General features: G+C 63.0%; 15 protein-coding genes. 11 read left to right on the forward strand and 4 right to left on the reverse strand.

Annotated features, from left to right (window positions below):
- Positions 1-6: 6 nt before the first annotated feature.
- Positions 7-450: a universal stress protein gene (locus DN387_RS13155; protein ID WP_043864572.1), complete on the reverse strand. Its 444-nt coding sequence runs from the start codon at positions 448-450 to the stop codon at positions 7-9.
- A gap of 108 nt (positions 451-558) precedes the next feature.
- Here DN387_RS13155 and DN387_RS13160 point away from each other — a divergent pair, with 108 nt between their 5' ends.
- The 8 genes from DN387_RS13160 (at position 559) to DN387_RS13195 (ending at position 9,616) form a co-directional block, all read left to right on the forward strand.
- The gene (locus DN387_RS13160) at positions 559-996 is read left to right on the forward strand and encodes a hypothetical protein (RefSeq protein ID WP_043864571.1); all 438 of its coding nucleotides are present in this window, start codon (positions 559-561) and stop codon (positions 994-996) included.
- 438 nt (positions 997-1,434) lie between these two features.
- Positions 1,435-3,582 carry a fatty acid oxidation complex subunit alpha FadB gene (fadB, locus tag DN387_RS13165; protein WP_043864570.1) on the forward strand — a complete coding sequence of 716 codons (2,148 nt, stop codon included), beginning with the start codon at positions 1,435-1,437 and terminating at the stop codon, positions 3,580-3,582.
- A 29-nt stretch (positions 3,583-3,611) separates the two neighbouring features.
- A complete protein-coding gene (gene fadA, locus DN387_RS13170) occupies positions 3,612-4,787 on the forward strand; it encodes an acetyl-CoA C-acyltransferase FadA (protein WP_043864569.1) in 1,176 nt (391 codons plus the stop codon).
- Positions 4,788-4,866: 79 nt separating this feature from the next.
- The gene (locus tag DN387_RS13175; protein WP_054916193.1) at positions 4,867-5,118 is read left to right on the forward strand and encodes a DUF1653 domain-containing protein; all 252 of its coding nucleotides are present in this window, start codon (positions 4,867-4,869) and stop codon (positions 5,116-5,118) included.
- A gap of 100 nt (positions 5,119-5,218) precedes the next feature.
- The gene (topA, locus tag DN387_RS13180; protein ID WP_043864567.1) at positions 5,219-7,825 is read left to right on the forward strand and encodes a type I DNA topoisomerase; all 2,607 of its coding nucleotides are present in this window, start codon (positions 5,219-5,221) and stop codon (positions 7,823-7,825) included.
- 139 nt (positions 7,826-7,964) lie between these two features.
- Positions 7,965-8,717 carry an HAD-IB family hydrolase gene (locus DN387_RS13185; RefSeq protein WP_054916192.1) on the forward strand — a complete coding sequence of 251 codons (753 nt, stop codon included), beginning with the start codon at positions 7,965-7,967 and terminating at the stop codon, positions 8,715-8,717.
- Positions 8,718-8,807: 90 nt separating this feature from the next.
- Positions 8,808-9,329, forward strand: a complete 522-nt coding sequence (locus DN387_RS13190; RefSeq protein ID WP_054916191.1) for a DUF6586 family protein — start codon at positions 8,808-8,810, stop codon at positions 9,327-9,329.
- Positions 9,330-9,379: 50 nt separating this feature from the next.
- The gene (locus tag DN387_RS13195; RefSeq protein WP_043864565.1) at positions 9,380-9,616 is read left to right on the forward strand and encodes a hypothetical protein; all 237 of its coding nucleotides are present in this window, start codon (positions 9,380-9,382) and stop codon (positions 9,614-9,616) included.
- Positions 9,617-9,682: 66 nt separating this feature from the next.
- Here DN387_RS13195 and sulA read toward each other — a convergent pair whose 3' ends face one another.
- Together sulA and lexA are read right to left on the reverse strand one after the other, a co-directional pair.
- Entirely contained in the window at positions 9,683-10,165 is a 483-nt protein-coding gene (gene sulA / locus DN387_RS13200) for an SOS-induced cell division inhibitor SulA (RefSeq protein ID WP_054916190.1), read from the reverse strand.
- Between the two features lie 12 nt (positions 10,166-10,177).
- Positions 10,178-10,786, reverse strand: coding sequence for a transcriptional repressor LexA (lexA, locus tag DN387_RS13205; RefSeq protein WP_043864563.1), 609 nt, complete (start codon positions 10,784-10,786; stop codon positions 10,178-10,180).
- 228 nt (positions 10,787-11,014) lie between these two features.
- On the opposite strand from lexA, the gene DN387_RS13210 reads away from it, so the two are divergent.
- Genes DN387_RS13210 through nagZ form a run of 3 tightly spaced genes read left to right on the forward strand, consistent with a single transcriptional unit; the run spans position 11,015 to position 13,319 of the window.
- Positions 11,015-11,728: a TetR/AcrR family transcriptional regulator gene (locus tag DN387_RS13210; RefSeq protein ID WP_043864562.1), complete on the forward strand. Its 714-nt coding sequence runs from the start codon at positions 11,015-11,017 to the stop codon at positions 11,726-11,728.
- 45 nt (positions 11,729-11,773) lie between these two features.
- Positions 11,774-12,298 (forward strand): L,D-transpeptidase, encoded by a 525-nt coding sequence (locus DN387_RS13215; protein WP_177333000.1) that lies wholly within the window; start codon positions 11,774-11,776, stop codon positions 12,296-12,298.
- A gap of 22 nt (positions 12,299-12,320) precedes the next feature.
- Positions 12,321-13,319 (forward strand): beta-N-acetylhexosaminidase, encoded by a 999-nt coding sequence (nagZ, locus tag DN387_RS13220; RefSeq protein ID WP_173925092.1) that lies wholly within the window; start codon positions 12,321-12,323, stop codon positions 13,317-13,319.
- Positions 13,320-13,392: 73 nt separating this feature from the next.
- Here the strand turns inward: nagZ and DN387_RS13225 are convergent, their stop codons facing one another.
- On the reverse strand, positions 13,393-16,047 hold the full coding sequence (locus DN387_RS13225; protein WP_054916189.1) for a DEAD/DEAH box helicase: 2,655 nt from the start codon (positions 16,045-16,047) through the stop codon (positions 13,393-13,395).
- Positions 16,048-16,051: the final 4 nt, after the last annotated feature.

Raw genomic sequence — 16,051 nt, forward strand, 5'->3', positions numbered from 1 at the left:
CTGGTATCAGTCGGCCTTCTTCTGCAGGCGTACCGCCAGCACATCGCACGGTGCGCCGTGCAGCACGTCATTGGCGGTGGAGCCCAGCAGCAGCGCCAGGCCGTGGCGGCCATGGCTGCCGACCACGATCAGGTCGCACTTCTGGTCCTTGGCCAACTGGTGAATCTCCTGGCGAGGCTGGCCGTAGGTCAGGTGGGAATCGCCGCGGTTGATCTCCGGATACTTGTTGAACAGGCGGTCCATGCGCTCCTTGGCCTGGTCGAACTGTTGCTGCTGCAGTTGCGACAGGTCCATCGGCACGTCGCCGCCGAAGGCCATGGCCATGGGCTCGACGATATGTACCAGGGAAACCTTGGTGCCGTTGGGCGTGGCCAGCTCGCGAGCGCGCTTGATCACCGGGTCGCATTCTTCGGTCAGGTCGACGGCGACCAGAATGTGTTCGTAGGGCATGAGGGCTCTCCTGACAATCGCGATAGTTAAAGTATGGTCGGTTTCAGGCTGATCGCATCGATGTCGGCTAACCAGCTCATTTGCAAAGTCTTTATAGGAATAACAGATATGACGTTCTGGGTAGTAGTGTCAATCCTTGCGCTGATGCTCAGCCCCATGGTCTGGCTGTTGCCCTCGCGTCGCACCAGCGGGCGCATGGCCCTGCGCCTGGAGGCGCGGCGCATGGGGCTGGCCATGCAGCTCACCCCGCAGACCTGGCCGCACTGGCTGCCCGAAGAGCCGCCGCACACCTGCGCGCAGTATCATTGTGCGCGCCGTCGCGGGCATGCCGACAGCTGGAGCTACTGGCAGGTGACACCAGGGGTGTGGCTCAACCAGTGGCGCGAGCCCTGCGAGGATGCGCGCGTGCTCGAGCACCTGTCGCGCCTGCCGGCGAGTGTCTACAAGGTCGAGGCCAACCCGCAGATGATCGCGTTGTGCTGGGGAGAGAAGGGGGATGCCGCTGCGTTGCAGGACATTGCCCGGTTGCTCAAGGCGCTGGCGTGACCCGTGAGTCGTGTGATTGAACGCCAGGGCCAGCCCCATGGCGGGGCCGGCAACTGAACAAAAAAGGCCAGGCAGGCCGGAAACTTCTTCGATGCCCTCAGTGTAGCTGCGCTTTATCCCTTCGCTGCTTCTCTCATGCGTATCCATGGCCGATCACCTGCATGAATGATGGCCAATCACCTACAGGCTGAACCCGCACCCCTTCGCTCAAAATGACCGTAAAGTCGCGTTTTGCTCGTTCTTTTGGGTATTTGACAACGGCAGGCTTTTCGGTGAATGTGTCCGTACCCAAATCAAACGGGCGTATGAATTGAGCGTTTGTATGTCACATGACGCTCGCAGAATCCCGACTATCGCGCTGACGGGTGTGCCTGGTGCCGAATTTCGTGCCAGCGTTCGGCGTGTACAGTTCAGCTTCCATATCGTGGAGATCAGTTGATGATTTACGAAGGTAAAGCCATCACGGTTAAGGCTCTTGAAAGCGGCATCGTCGAACTGAAGTTCGACCTCAAGGGTGAGTCCGTCAACAAGTTCAACCGTCTTACCCTGAATGAGTTGCGTCAGGCCGTAGACACCATCAAGGCAGATGCGTCGATCAAAGGTGTGATCGTCAGCAGCGGCAAGGACGTGTTCATTGTCGGCGCCGACATCACCGAATTCGTCGACAACTTCAAGCTGCCGGATGCGGAGCTGGTTGCAGGCAACCTCGAAGCCAACAGAATCTTCAGCGATTTCGAAGATCTCGATGTACCGACTGTTGCCGCGATCAACGGCATCGCGCTGGGCGGCGGCCTGGAAATGTGCCTGGCGGCCGACTTCCGCGTCATGTCGACCAAGGCCAAGATCGGCCTGCCTGAAGTCAAGCTGGGCATCTACCCGGGCTTCGGCGGTACCGTACGCCTGCCGCGCCTGATCGGCGCCGACAATGCCATCGAATGGATTGCCGCCGGCAAGGAGAACCGCCCTGAAGACGCACTGAAAGTCGGTGCCGTCGATGCAGTGGTGGTCCCGGAGAAACTTCAGGAAGCTGCCCTGGAACTGATCAAGCGCGCCATCAGCGGCGAGCTCGACCACAAGGCCAAGCGCCAGCCGAAGCTGGAAAAGCTCAAGCTCAACGCCATCGAGCAGATGATGGCCTTCGAGACCGCCAAGGGTTTCGTGGCAGGTCAGGCAGGCCCGAACTATCCGGCGCCGGTCGAAGCCATCAAGACCATTCAGAAAGCCGCCAACTTCGGGCGTGACAAGGCACTGGAAGTCGAAGCCGCCGGCTTCGTCAAGCTGGCCAAGACCTCGGCAGCCCAGAGCCTGATCGGCCTGTTCCTGAACGATCAGGAACTGAAGAAAAAGGCCAAGGCCTACGACGAGATCGCCCAGGACGTGAAGCAGGCCGCCGTACTCGGTGCCGGCATCATGGGTGGCGGCATCGCCTATCAGTCGGCCTCCAAAGGCACGCCGATCCTGATGAAGGACATCAACGAGCACGGTATCGAGCAGGGCCTGGCCGAAGCCGCCAAGCTGCTGGTCAGCCGCGTGGACAAGGGCCGCATGACCGCCGCGAAAATGGCTGAAGTGCTCAACGGCATCCGTCCGACCCTGTCCTACGGCGACTTCGGTCACGTGGACCTGGTGGTGGAAGCCGTGGTCGAAAACCCCAAGGTCAAGCAGGCCGTGCTGGCCGAGGTCGAAGACCAGGTCAAGGCGGACACCATCCTGGCTTCCAACACCTCGACCATTTCCATCAGCCTGCTGGCCAAGGCCCTCAAGCGTCCGGAAAATTTCGTCGGCATGCACTTCTTCAACCCGGTGCACATGATGCCGCTGGTGGAAGTGATCCGTGGCGAGAAGTCCAGCGAACTGGCGGTGGCCACTACCGTTGCCTACGCCAAGAAGATGGGCAAGAACCCGATCGTGGTCAACGACTGCCCGGGCTTTCTGGTCAACCGCGTGCTGTTCCCGTACTTCGGCGGTTTCGCCAAGCTGGTGAGCGCCGGTGTGGACTTCGTGCGCATCGACAAGATCATGGAAAAATTCGGCTGGCCGATGGGCCCGGCGTACCTGATGGACGTGGTCGGCATCGACACCGGCCACCACGGCCGCGACGTGATGGCCGAGGGCTTCCCGGACCGCATGAAGGATGACCGTCGTTCGGCCATCGACGTGCTCTACGAAGCCAAGCGCCTGGGCCAGAAGAACGGCAAGGGTTTCTATGCCTACGAGGCCGACAAGCGCGGCAAGCAGAAGAAGGTTGCCGACCCGTCGGTGCTCGAAGTGCTCAAGCCGATCGTCTACGAGCAGCGTGAAGTCAGCGACGAGGACATCATCAACTGGATGATGATCCCGCTGTGCCTGGAGACCGTGCGCTGCCTGGAAGACGGCATCGTCGAGACGGCGGCCGAGGCCGACATGGGCCTGGTCTACGGCATCGGTTTCCCTCCGTTCCGTGGCGGTGCACTGCGCTACATCGATTCGATCGGTGTGGCCGCGTTCGTTGCCCTGGCTGACCAGTACGCCGACCTGGGCGCGCTGTACCACCCCACCGAGAAGCTGCGCGAGATGGCCAAGAACGGCCAGAGCTTCTTCGGTTAAGCGCCCAACGACTAGAGCGAGAATATTGTATGAGCTTGAATCCAAGAGACGTCGTGATCGTCGACTTCGGTCGTACGCCGATGGGCCGCTCCAAGGGCGGCATGCACCGCAACACCCGCGCCGAAGACATGTCGGCGCACCTGATCAGCAAGCTGCTGGAGCGCAACGTCAAGGTCGACCCGAGTGAAGTCGAGGACGTGATCTGGGGCTGCGTGAACCAGACCCTGGAGCAGGGCTGGAACATCGCGCGCATGGCTTCGCTGATGACCCAGATCCCGCACACTGCGGCCGGCCAGACTGTCAGCCGCCTGTGCGGTTCGTCGATGAGCGCGCTGCACACGGCTGCCCAGGCGATCATGACCGGCAACGGCGATGTGTTCGTGGTCGGCGGTGTCGAGCACATGGGCCACGTGAGCATGATGCACGGCGTGGACCCCAACCCGCACATGTCGCTGTATGCGGCCAAGGCCTCGGGCATGATGGGCCTGACCGCCGAGATGCTGGGCAAGATGCATGGCATCAGCCGTGAGCAGCAGGACGCCTTCGGTCTGCGTTCGCACCAGCTCGCCCACAAGGCGACGGTCGAAGGCAAGTTCAAGGACGAAATCATCCCGATGCAGGGCTATGACGAGAACGGCTTCCTCAAGGTCTTCGACTACGACGAAACCATTCGCCCGGACACCACCCTGGAAAGCCTGGCGGCGTTGAAGCCGGCGTTCAACCCCAAGGGCGGCACCGTGACAGCGGGTACCTCCTCGCAGATCACCGACGGCGCCTCGTGCATGATCGTGATGTCGGCACAGCGTGCCCAGGACCTGGGCATCCAGCCGCTGGCGGTGATCCGCTCGATGGCGGTGGCCGGCGTGGACCCTGCGATCATGGGCTACGGCCCGGTGCCGGCAACCCAGAAAGCCCTCAAGCGTGCGGGCCTGAGCATTGCCGATATCGACTTCTTCGAGCTCAACGAAGCCTTCGCTGCACAGGCCCTGCCGGTGCTCAAGGATCTGAAAGTGCTCGACAAGATGGATGAGAAGGTTAACCTGCACGGCGGCGCAATCGCCCTGGGTCACCCTTTCGGTTGCTCCGGTGCGCGGATTTCCGGCACTCTGCTCAATGTCATGAAGCAGAATGGCGGTACCCTGGGTGTTTCGACCATGTGCGTCGGCCTTGGTCAGGGGATCACCACCGTCTTCGAACGCATCTAAGCGTTTCGTTGTCGGAAGCCGGGGCCTTGTGCCCCGGTTTTTTGCTTTTTGCAGATTTTTTTTCAAGAGGGTTGGCAGCATGCAGATACAACCAGGCGTATACCGGCATTACAAAGGGCCTGAGTATCGTGTATTCGGTGCGGCGCGCCATTCCGAGACCGAGGAGTGGGTGGTGTTCTACCAGGCCCTGTATGGCGATTTCGGCCTGTGGGTACGCCCGCTTTCGATGTTCACCGAGTCGGTCGAGGTTGACGGCGAGCACGTGCCGCGCTTTGCTTTGGTCGAGGCCGAACCCGAGCTGTTTTCGCGTGCCGATGCGCAAGTGGGCTAACCTTCGGCGCTTGACCTCACTCTGTTGCCACTATATATAGCGGTGCCACGTCAGGTACCTGCCGTGTTTTTATTTTCGTTATTCAGGAATTTTCCGATCCATGGGCAAATCGCTGGTCATTGTGGAATCCCCGGCTAAGGCCAAGACCATCAACAAGTACCTGGGCAACCAGTACGTGGTGAAGTCGAGTATCGGCCATATCCGAGACCTGCCCACCAGCGGTTCCGCCAGCAAGGAGCCTGCTGCCAAGCGCGGCAAGGCTGCTGCCGGCGAGGCACCCGCGCTGTCGCCGAAAGAAAAGGCGCGCAAGCAACTGGTGGCGCGCATGGGCGTCGACCCGGACCACGGCTGGAAGGCCAAGTACGAGATCCTTCCGGGCAAGGAAAAGGTCATCGAGGAGTTGCGCCGCCTGGCCAAGGATGCCGACACCATCTATCTCGCAACCGACTTGGATCGCGAGGGGGAAGCCATTGCCTGGCACCTGCGCGAAGCCATCGGTGGGGATGACAGCCGCTACAAGCGCGTGGTGTTCAACGAAATCACCAAGAAGGCCATCCAGGAGGCCTTCTCCCAGCCGGGCGAGCTGGACATCGACCGTGTCAATGCACAGCAGGCGCGTCGCTTCCTCGACCGCGTGGTGGGCTACATGGTCTCGCCACTGCTGTGGCAGAAGATCGCCCGTGGCCTGTCGGCCGGCCGGGTGCAGTCGGTGGCCGTGAAGCTGGTGGTGGAGCGTGAGCGCGAGATTCGCGCGTTCATCCCCGAAGAGTACTGGGAAGTGCACGCCGACCTGGGTACTGCCAAGGACGCCAAGGTGCGCTTCGAGGTGGCTCGCCAGAACGGCGAGGCCTTCAAGCCGCTCAACGAAGCCCAGGCCATGGCTGCGCTGGAGAAGCTCAAGGCTTCCAGCTACACCATTGCCAAGCGTGAAGACCGCCCTACCAGCAGCAAGCCCTCGGCGCCGTTCATCACCTCGACCCTGCAGCAGGCGGCGAGCAATCGCCTCGGCTTCGGCGTGAAGAAGACCATGATGATGGCCCAGCGTCTTTACGAAGCCGGCTACATCACCTACATGCGTACCGACTCGACCAACCTGTCGGTCGATGCGGTGGAAATGGCGCGCAGCTACATCGAAAGCGAGTTCGGCAAGAAGTACCTGCCAGAAGCGCCGATCGTCTACGGCAGCAAGGAAGGCGCACAGGAAGCGCACGAAGCGATCCGACCTTCGGACGTGGCCACGCACCCGACCAAGCTCAGCGGCATGGAGCGTGATGCCGAGCGTCTGTACGAGCTGATCTGGCGCCAGTTCCTGGCCTGCCAGATGCCGCCGGCGCAGTACCTGTCGACCACCGTCAGCGTCACGGCGGGCGAGTTCGAGTTGCGTGCCAAGGGCCGTATCCTCAAGTTCGACGGTTACACCCGTGTGTTGCCGCAGCAGAGCAAGCCGGGCGACGACGATGTACTGCCGGAAATGAACCAGGGCGAAGTGCTCAAGCTCATCAAGCTCGACCCGAGCCAGCACTTCACCAAGCCGCCGGCACGTTTCTCGGAAGCGAGCCTGGTCAAGGAAATGGAAAAACGCGGTATCGGTCGCCCATCGACCTACGCGGCGATCATCTCCACCATCCAGGACCGTGGCTATGTGACCCTGCACAACCGCCGCTTCTACTCCGAGAAGATGGGCGACATCGTGACCGAGCGTCTGTCCGAGAGCTTTTCCAACCTGATGGACTATGGCTTCACCGCCGGCATGGAAGAGAACCTCGACGATGTGGCCCAGGGCGAGCGCGACTGGAAAAACGTGCTGGACGAGTTCTATGGCGACTTCAGCAAGAAGCTGCAGCTGGCTGAAGATGCCGAAAAGGGCATGCGTGCCAACCAGCCGACCCCGACCAACATTGCCTGCAAGGAATGCGGCAGGCACATGATGATCCGCACAGCCTCCACGGGTGTGTTCCTCGGTTGCTCGGGCTACAGCCTGCCGCCCAAAGAGCGTTGCAAGGCCACCGTGAACCTGGTGCCAGGTGACGAGATTGCCGCCGACGACGAGGGCGAGTCCGAGTCGCGCGTGCTGTTGGGCAAGCACCGCTGCCCGATCTGCGCCACGGCGATGGACGCCTACCTGCTCGACGAGAAACACAAGCTGCACATCTGCGGCAACAACCCCGATTGCACGGGCTACGAGATCGAGGAAGGCAGCTACCGCATCAAGGGCTACGAGGGCCCGAGCCTTGAGTGTGACAAGTGCGGCAGCGAGATGCAGCTCAAGACCGGTCGTTTCGGCAAGTTCTTCGGCTGTACCAACCCGGAGTGCAAGAACACCCGCAAGCTGCTCAAGAGCGGCGAGGCGGCGCCGCCGAAGATGGACGCGGTGAAGATGCCCGAGCTCAAGTGCGAGAAGGTCAACGACACCTATGTGTTGCGTGACGGGGCTTCGGGTCTGTTCCTGGCCGCCAGCCAGTTCCCGAAGAACCGCGAGACCCGCGCCCCCCTGGTGATGGAGATCGTGCCGCACAAGGACGAGATCGATCCGAAGTATCACTTCCTCTGTGAAGCGCCGAAGAAGGACCCGGACGGTCGCCCTACGGTGATCCGCTACAGCCGCAAGACCAAGGAGCAGTATGTGCAGACCGAGGTCGACGGCAAGCCGACCGGCTGGCGAGCGTTCTATGACGGCAAGGCGTGGAAGGTGGAAGACAAGCGCTAAGCGATAGAATCGGCTACAAGAGGCTGCATCTGGTGATCCTGGACGCAGCCTTTTTTTTAGTCATGTCAGCGAACGGTTGTGAGGTTTGATAGGGACGTTTCTCCGCCAGGGCTGTACACCATCGAGCAGAGGCAAGCAGATGAGTCAGGAAATGTTGGAAGCAGGGCCGCAGTCGGCCAGAATCCTGTCGGTGTTCGATTTCGATGGCACGCTGACCCGCCGTGACAGCTTTGTACCTTTTTTGAGGTTCGCTTTCGGCAACGGCTTTTTTGCTCGCCGCATGCTGCGGATGATCTGGCCAAGCCTGCGCTATCTGGGGCGGCGGATCAGCCGCGATGAACTCAAGGCCCAGTTGATCCAGACGTTTCTTGCGGGTGTGAAAGAGCAATGGGTCGCGCAGAAGGCGGTGGCGTTCAAGTCGCAGGCGTGGGCCCAGCTGATGCGCCCGCAGGGCGTGATTTCGGTGAAACAGGAACTGGCCTCTGGTGCCGAGGTGACGATCTGTTCGGCATCGCCGGCGCTGGTGCTCAAGCCCTTTGCCGAACAGTTGGGCATCAAGCTGATCGGCACCGAGCTGGAGGTGATCGATGGCGTGCTGACCGGCAGGATCAGTGGAGACAATTGCCGCTGCGAAGCCAAGGTTCTGCGCCTGGAGGCGGTTTACGGGGTGCTGACGCAGTACCGCATGCGCGCCTGGGGCGACACGCGGGGCGACCATGAGCTGCTGGCCGCGGCTCAGGACGCACACTGGCGGCACTTTCATCCCGCGTGGCAGCGTGGCCGCCTGCGCATCGAAAAGATCTACGGCCCGGTCACCCCGGCCACGCCGAAAGACTCGGCTGCAACCACGGTTGGCGGTTTGCCGCGCAACGATGACCGCAAGGGCGGTTGAGCCTCACGCCTGCGGTGATTCAGCTTGCGTGCCTGCGATCCATCACAGAAACTGAGCCCCCCGCCTCACACTCCCTCGGAGCGCGCCTCGATGGCCCAGGAACTCTATACCCGTACCAACCAGAAGATCTATTTCGCCGGTCTGGCCCTGGAGGCACTGGGCAAGGCGCAGGACAGTCGCGCCATGAACGCCCAGGCGCAGACCCAGGCCGAGCGGGAGTCTGCGCTGTTTCACCTGTATGGTGCGCTGTTGGGGCTGTGTCATGAGATCGGTGGCTATTATCGCTTGCCCCAGGCCGGCGCGCTGCGTGCCGAGCAACTGCTGAGCCGTGAAGTACTGGCGACCATCGCCATTCCCGAGCTGGCTGAACTGGTCGAACTTGCCGAGCAGCCTGAAACCTGGCTGGCGCAACTGCTCAGGGCTTATGCCGATTTGTTCCGACCACCTGTCGCGAGCAAGGCGCCCAAAGGTGATGTGACCCAACCGTTGATTCAGGCGGTGAGCCTGGATGAACCCGAGGCGCCAGCGCTGTCGCGCGAAGAACTGGAGAGCTGGCGGCAGAATCTCAAACGCCTCGTGGTGCGTTTTCGCGAAGGTCTGAGTGAGTGCTGATCCTGCCAGTGGCTGGTACAATGCCGGCCTTTCCTGGAGAACAGTCTTTTATGCCCACGTCCTTTCTAGAAATTGTAGAGTTGCCTGACGGTCGCATCGAGTTGCGCCGCGCCGAGGACGAGGGGTCGTTGGTAACCCTGGATTTTTCGGAAGATGCCAAGGCGTTCCTGCAGGGCCAACACGTCGAGGTAGCCAAGGCCATGCTCAGCGTTGGTGTGCAGATGGCCGGCAAGTTGGTTGAAGGCGAGATCGAACAGGAACATGCAGGCCCACGGGTTCTGCACTGACCGTCAGTATCCGGCTTCCTCGTCCTGAGGAAGCCTGCTGCATACCCTTCGAGCGTTCAGCGAGTATCAGCCCAGGCGGATATTCAGGCTTTGTGCGTCACCCGCACGGGCAGCATTGGTCAGTTGCAGGCGGGCGCCGTTGCTGACCGGATTGAACCAGGTGACCACCGTATGGCTGCGCCCAAGGCGCAGGGCGTCACAGGCCAGTTGCAGCGCACTCTGGTTGCCGCGAGGCTGCAGCAGCAGTATGCGTTCGCGGTTGAGCCCTGCGTCCCTCAGCCAGGCCTGGGTAAGGCTGCCGGGTGGGGCGATCAGGGTAAGCCAGCGGGCGTCATGCTCTTCACTCAGTTCGCTCAGGTCGCGTAGCACCGGTGCCAGCAGGCTTTGGCAGTGCTCCAGCGCGCCACGCAAGGACAGCTCGCTGAATGCCTGCGGCTTGTTGCTTTGCCGGGCGGGCTGCCTGGTTTTGACCCGCGGCAGTACCGGCTGGGCCAGGAATGCTTCGAACAAGGGCAACTGTGCTTGCTGTGGTACGTGGGGGAACTGCATGACGCCTCCTTATTAGCGGCGGATAACGCCGACGCTCAAGCCCTCGATGACCAGGTCCTGCTCTTTCAGGTTGACTTCGATAGGGGCGAATTCGGGGTTCTCGGCGATCAGCCAGACCTTGTTGCCTTCCCGTTTGAAGCGCTTGACCGTGACTTCGTCACCCAGGCGGGCTACGACGATCTGACCATTGCGCGCTTCGCGGCAGGTGTGTACGGCCAGCAGGTCGCCGTCGACGATGCCGACGTCCTTCATGCTCATGCCGTGCACGCGCAGCAGGTAGTCGGCGCGAGGGTGGAAGAAGGCCGGGTTGATGGCGCAGGATTCCTCGATGTGCTGCTGGGCGAGGATAGGGGCACCCGCGGCCACGCGGCCAATGATGGGCAGGGCGTTTTCATCGGGCTTGCTCTCGAGCCCCGGAATGCGGATGCCGCGCGAGGCACCAGGGGTCATCTCGATTGCACCCTTGCGGGCCAGTGCCTTCAGATGCTCTTCGGCGGCGTTGGGGGATTTGAACCCCAGTTCCTGGGCGATTTCCGCGCGGGTGGGCGGGAAGCCGTTGTCTTCGAGGCAGCGCTTGATGAAAGCCAGAATCTCAGCTTGGCGTGGCGTCAGTTTTAGCATGTCGATCGCTCTGTCTTTTTATACAGTGACTGGGATTATATACAGTGATAGCGGCAAGCTACAAGCGGCAAGCTCCAGGCGTGCCCGCAGCTGCCTGCCGCTTCCGGCTTGTGGCTTGTCGCTGCCTTCAATACCATGACCGGCCGGGCACAAAACGCCCGTGCGTACTTGACAGAACCCTGCCTTGAAACGTATGTTTCAAACAAGTGTTTGTCTCGCGGAGTAGTCATGGCCCAGTCGGAAACCGTTGAACGCATTCTCGATGCTGCCGAGCAGTTGTTCGCGGAAAAAGGTTTTGCCGAAACCTCATTGCGGCTGATCACCAGCAAGGCCGGCGTCAACCTGGCGGCGGTGAACTACCATTTCGGTTCGAAGAAGGCGCTGATCCAGGCGGTCTTCTCGCGTTTTCTAGGGCCGTTCTGCCAGAGCCTGGAGCGTGAGCTCGAGCGGCGCCAGGCGCGCCCCGAGCACAAGCCCAGCCTTGAAGAACTGCTGGAGATGCTGGTCGAGCAGGCGCTGGTGGTGCAGCCGCGCAGCGGCAATGACCTGTCGATCTTCATGCGCCTGCTGGGCCTGGCCTTCAGCCAGAGCCAGGGCCACCTGCGTCGTTACCTCGAAGACATGTACGGCAAGGTGTTCCGCCGCTACATGCTGCTGGTCAACGAGGCCGCGCCGCAGATTCCTCCCCTTGAACTGTTCTGGCGCGTGCATTTCATGCTCGGCGCTGCAGCGTTCAGCATGTCGGGCATCAAGGCCCTGCGCGCGATTGCCGAGACCGATTTCGGGGTCAATACCTCGATCGAGCAGGTCATGCGCCTGATGGTGCCGTTCCTGGCCGCCGGCATGCGTGCCGACAGCGGGGTCACGGACGAGGCGATGGCGGCGGCGCAGTTGCGTCCGCGCAGCAAGACCAGCCACGCCCCGGTGCCGGCAAAGGCCTGATTCCCCGGCTGGGCGGCACAGCCGGCTTCGGCTAAGCTAGCGCCCATGCCTATTCTCGATTTGCTGCACATTTCCATCGCCGACCAGTGCCTTTATGGGTTCGCCCAGGGGCGACTGGCGGTGCGTCTTGCGGTGTCCACCGCACTCAATGGCCCGGGCGAGCACAACGGCTCCGGTTGTACACCGCGCGGGCTGCATCAGGTGCGTGCGAAGATCGGCGCGGGCCTGCCCCAGGGCGCGGTGCTGCGCGGGCGTCGCTGGACCGGCGAGGTCTGGACGCCCGACCTGCACGCGCAGTTCCCTGGGCGCGACTGGATTCTCTCGCGCATTCTCTGGCTCAGCGGCCGCGAGCCGGGGCGCAACCGCCTCGGGCCCGTGGATACGTTCCGCCGCTATATCTACCTGCACGGCACGCCCGACAGCGAACCCATGGGTGTGCCGTTGTCCCACGGCTGCATACGCCTGCGCAACGCCGACCTGGTAGCGCTGTTCGACCGGGTGCCTGTGCATTGCCCGGTACAGATCGAAGAAGCCGCCTGCCCCCAGTGGGCGAGCGCGCCCCTCAACTGAAGGATCATTTATGAGTACCCGCCTGCAAGGCTCCCTGATGGTCGACGTGGCCGGCACCTGGCTGACTGCCGAAGACCGCCACCTGCTGCGTCAGCCCGAAGTGGCCGGCCTGATCATCTTTGCCCGCAACATCGAATGCCCGCGCCAGGTGCGCGAACTGAGTGCGTCTATCCGTGCCGTGCGCCCGGACCTGATCCTGGCCGTGGACCAGGAGGGTGGTCGCGTACAGCGCCTGCGCCAGGGCTTCGTGCGCTTGCCCGCGATGCGTGCGATTGCAGACAACCCCAATGCCGAGCGCCTGGCCGAACACTGCGGCTGGCTGATGGCAACCGAAGTGCTGGCGGTAGGGCTCGACTTGAGCTTTGCCCCGGTGCTGGACCTTGACCACCAGCGCAGCGCGGTGGTTGGCAGTCGCGCCTTCGAGGGTGACCCGCAGCGCGCCACCTTGCTTGCCGGTGCCTTCATTCGCGGCATGAACGCGGCGGGCATGGCGGCCTGCGGCAAGCACTTCCCGGGGCATGGCTGGGCCGAGGCGGATTCGCATGTGGCGATACCCACCGACGAGCGCAGCCTGGAGCAGATCCGCGCAGCCGACCTGGTGCCGTTCACGCGCCTGAGCGGGCAGCTGGCGGCGGTGATGCCGGCGCATGTGATCTATCCACAGGTCGACAACCAGCCGGCCGGCTTCTCGCGGCGCTGGCTGCAGGAGATTCTGCGTGGCGAGCTGGGCTTTGACGGGGTGATCTTCAGCGATGACCTGTCGATGGCCGGTGCGCATGTGGTGGGGGACGCCGCCAGCCGTATCGAGGCGGCGCTGAGTGCCGGTTGCGACATGGGCCTGGTGTGCAATGATCGGGCGGCTGCCGAGCTTGCGTTGTCCGCGGCGCAGCGGTTGAGGGTGAGGCCGTCGCCGCGGATCGCGCAGATGCGCGGGCAGGGTTTTGCGCGTACCGATTACCGCCAGCAGCCCCGCTGGCTGGAGGCGCTTGGCGCGCTGAAGGATGCACAACTGATCGACTGAGGTCCTGCGCCGGCAAGGCTGGCTCCTGCAGGTGCTGCGATACCTGTAGGAGCCGGCCTTGCCGGCGAAAGGCTCAACTAATTTTCGCGGCCTGCCGCTTCCCGGGCAACGGCGCAAACAGCGCATCAATGTCTTCATCCGCCAGCTTCCAGTCCCCCGCCTGACGCCCCTCCAGCAAGCCTGCAGCCAGCGCTGCCTTCTCCTGTTGCAACTTCTGGATCTTCTCTTCCACCGTGCCCCGTGTAATCAGCTTGTAGACGAACACCGGCTTGTCCTGGCCGATGCGGTAGGCGCGGTCGGTGGCCTGGTTTTCGGTGGCCGGGTTCCACCACGGGTCATAGTGGATCACCGTGTCGGCCGCGGTGAGGTTGAGGCCGGTGCCGCCCGCTTTGAGGCTGATCAGAAACAGTGGCGTCTGCAGGCTCTGGAACTGCTGCACCGGGGTGCGCCGGTCGCGGGTTTCACCGGTCAGCAGGCTGTAGCGGACGCCACGCTTGTGCAGCTCCTGCTCGATCAGTTCGAGCATCGAGGTGAACTGCGAGAACAGCAGGATGCGTCGCCCTTCGCTGAGCAGTTCGTCGAGCATCTGCATCAGGCTGCCCAGCTTGCCCTTGTCCGAATGGGTGGTTCTTGGCGCAATGCTTTTGACCAGGCGCAGATCGCAGCACACCTGACGCAGCTTGAGCAACGCATCCAGAATCACGATCTGGCTGCGTGCCGCGCCGTTGCGGGTGATTTCCTCGCGGACCTTCCTGTCCATCGCCACCCGCACCGTTTCGTAGGTGTCGCGCTGCGCGTCGCTCAGCTCCACCCAATGCACGATCTCGGTCTTGGCCGGCAGTTCGCGGGCCACCTGTTCCTTGGTGCGGCGCAGCAGGAATGGCTTGATGCGCGCGGCAAGATGCGCCATGCGCTCGACGTCGCCATGGCGTTCGACAGGGGTGCGGTAATCGCGGCTGAAGGCCTTGCTGTCGCCCAGCCAGCCGGGTAGCAGGAAGTGGAAGATCGACCACAGTTCGCCCAGGTTGTTTTCCATCGGTGTGCCGGTCAGGCACAGGCGCTGGTTGGCCTGGATCTCGCGCGCCGCTTCGGCGGCCTTGCTGTTGGCGTTCTTGATGTTCTGCGCTTCATCCAGAATCAGCAGGTGCCAGGGCTGCGCGGTGAAGTGAGCCAGGTCGCGGGGCAGCAGGGCGTAGGTGGTCAGTACCAGGTCGTACTGGTCAAGGTCGGCGAAGTGTCGGGTGCGGCCGGGGCCATGCAGGGCCAGCACGCGCAGCTGCGGGGTGAAGTGCTGCGCCTCGTCGAGCCAGTTGGGGATCAGGCTGGTCGGCATCACGGCCAGGGCAGGGCGCTGCAGGCGCCCCGCGTTCTTTTCGGTGAGCAGGTGCGCCAGGGTCTGCAGGGTCTTGCCCAGGCCCATGTCGTCGCCCAGGATCCCGCCGACCTCCAGTTCGCGCAGGGTCTGCAACCAGTTCAGGCCTTCGAGCTGGTAGGGTCGCAGCGTGGCGTTCAGGCCCTCGGGGGCGGCGATGTCGGTACGCCTGGACTCGCGCAGGCGGCGGGCAAAGTCGCGTACCCGGTCGCCGCCGCGCCAGGTCAGCGCCATGTCGTCGATGCTGCTCAGGCGCGCGGCATCCGGCGCTGCCAGGCGCAGCGAAGGCCCGCTGTCATTGCCCAGGTACAGCTCGCCCAGGGTGGCCATCAGCGGCTTGATGCGTGCGTAGGGCAAGGCCACGCGCAGCGCCGGGCTGTCATGGCGGGCGCGGTTCAGGTCGATCAGAAGGTGCTCGTCGTCGCTGCGCCGGGCCAGTTCGCTGGGGCGCAGCAGTTCGGGGTTGCTGCGCAGCAGGTGCAGCACGATCGGCAGCAGGCTGTGGCGCTGGCCGTTGACCACGATGCCCAGCTCCAGGTCGAACCATTCGCGCCCCGGCGCTTCCTCGACATCGGCGTACCAGTCGTCGATGTCATGCAGGTTGAAGGCGAAGTCGGGCCTCACTTCCACCTCCCAGCCGGCTGCACGCAGGGTATCGATGCCGGTGCGGGCGAACTGCAGCCAGGCCTGGTCGTCGGCCATCTGCAGCATTTCGCCGGCGCTGTCGGGCAATGCCTTGCTCTGGCGCGTGGCAACGCTGAAGCCCATTTTCTTCAAGGTCTGGCGCAGCGCCTTTTCGGCGTCTGGCTGACGCTGGATACGCTGGCGGACGTTGCCGTCGATACGGATGACTTCGCTGCTGCTCTTGTCGCTGGTGCGCTGCCCGTCATACGTGAACGCCAGTGCCGCACGGTGTTGCAACTGGCGCTGCATCTTGCCGGTCTTGGGCATGTAGGCGGTGAATTCGTAGCTGCCCAGGGTGAGGTGCGCAACAGCCGGTACATTTTCGATGACCTGGTTCTGGTAGGTCGCCGTGGCTGGAGGCGGCGGAAAGTCGTTGGCCGTCAGCCGCTCCGTCAGGGTGTACAGCGCCGCTGCGCAATGCTTGCAGTTCTGGCGGACAGGGCAGCTGCAGGTGGCGATCAGGAGGGGGTGAACGTCGCCTTCGATCAGCAGGGTCTGCCGGTAGAGGTTGCCGCCGGACCCGTGGCACAGGGTGGTCGCGCCCTTGTCGTCAACCGAAACGAGCCTGACGCGCTTGTTGTCTGCATAGTCAAGCCCTCGGGTGAGGGTCTTGGGGCCGAATTGTTCGCGCCAGAGCTTGCTCTTGAGCGCGCGCTGCAGTGTGGTCGACATGGCT

Source organism: Pseudomonas sp. FBF18 (genome assembly GCF_024261405.1).
GTDB lineage: Bacteria > Pseudomonadota > Gammaproteobacteria > Pseudomonadales > Pseudomonadaceae > Aquipseudomonas > Aquipseudomonas palmensis.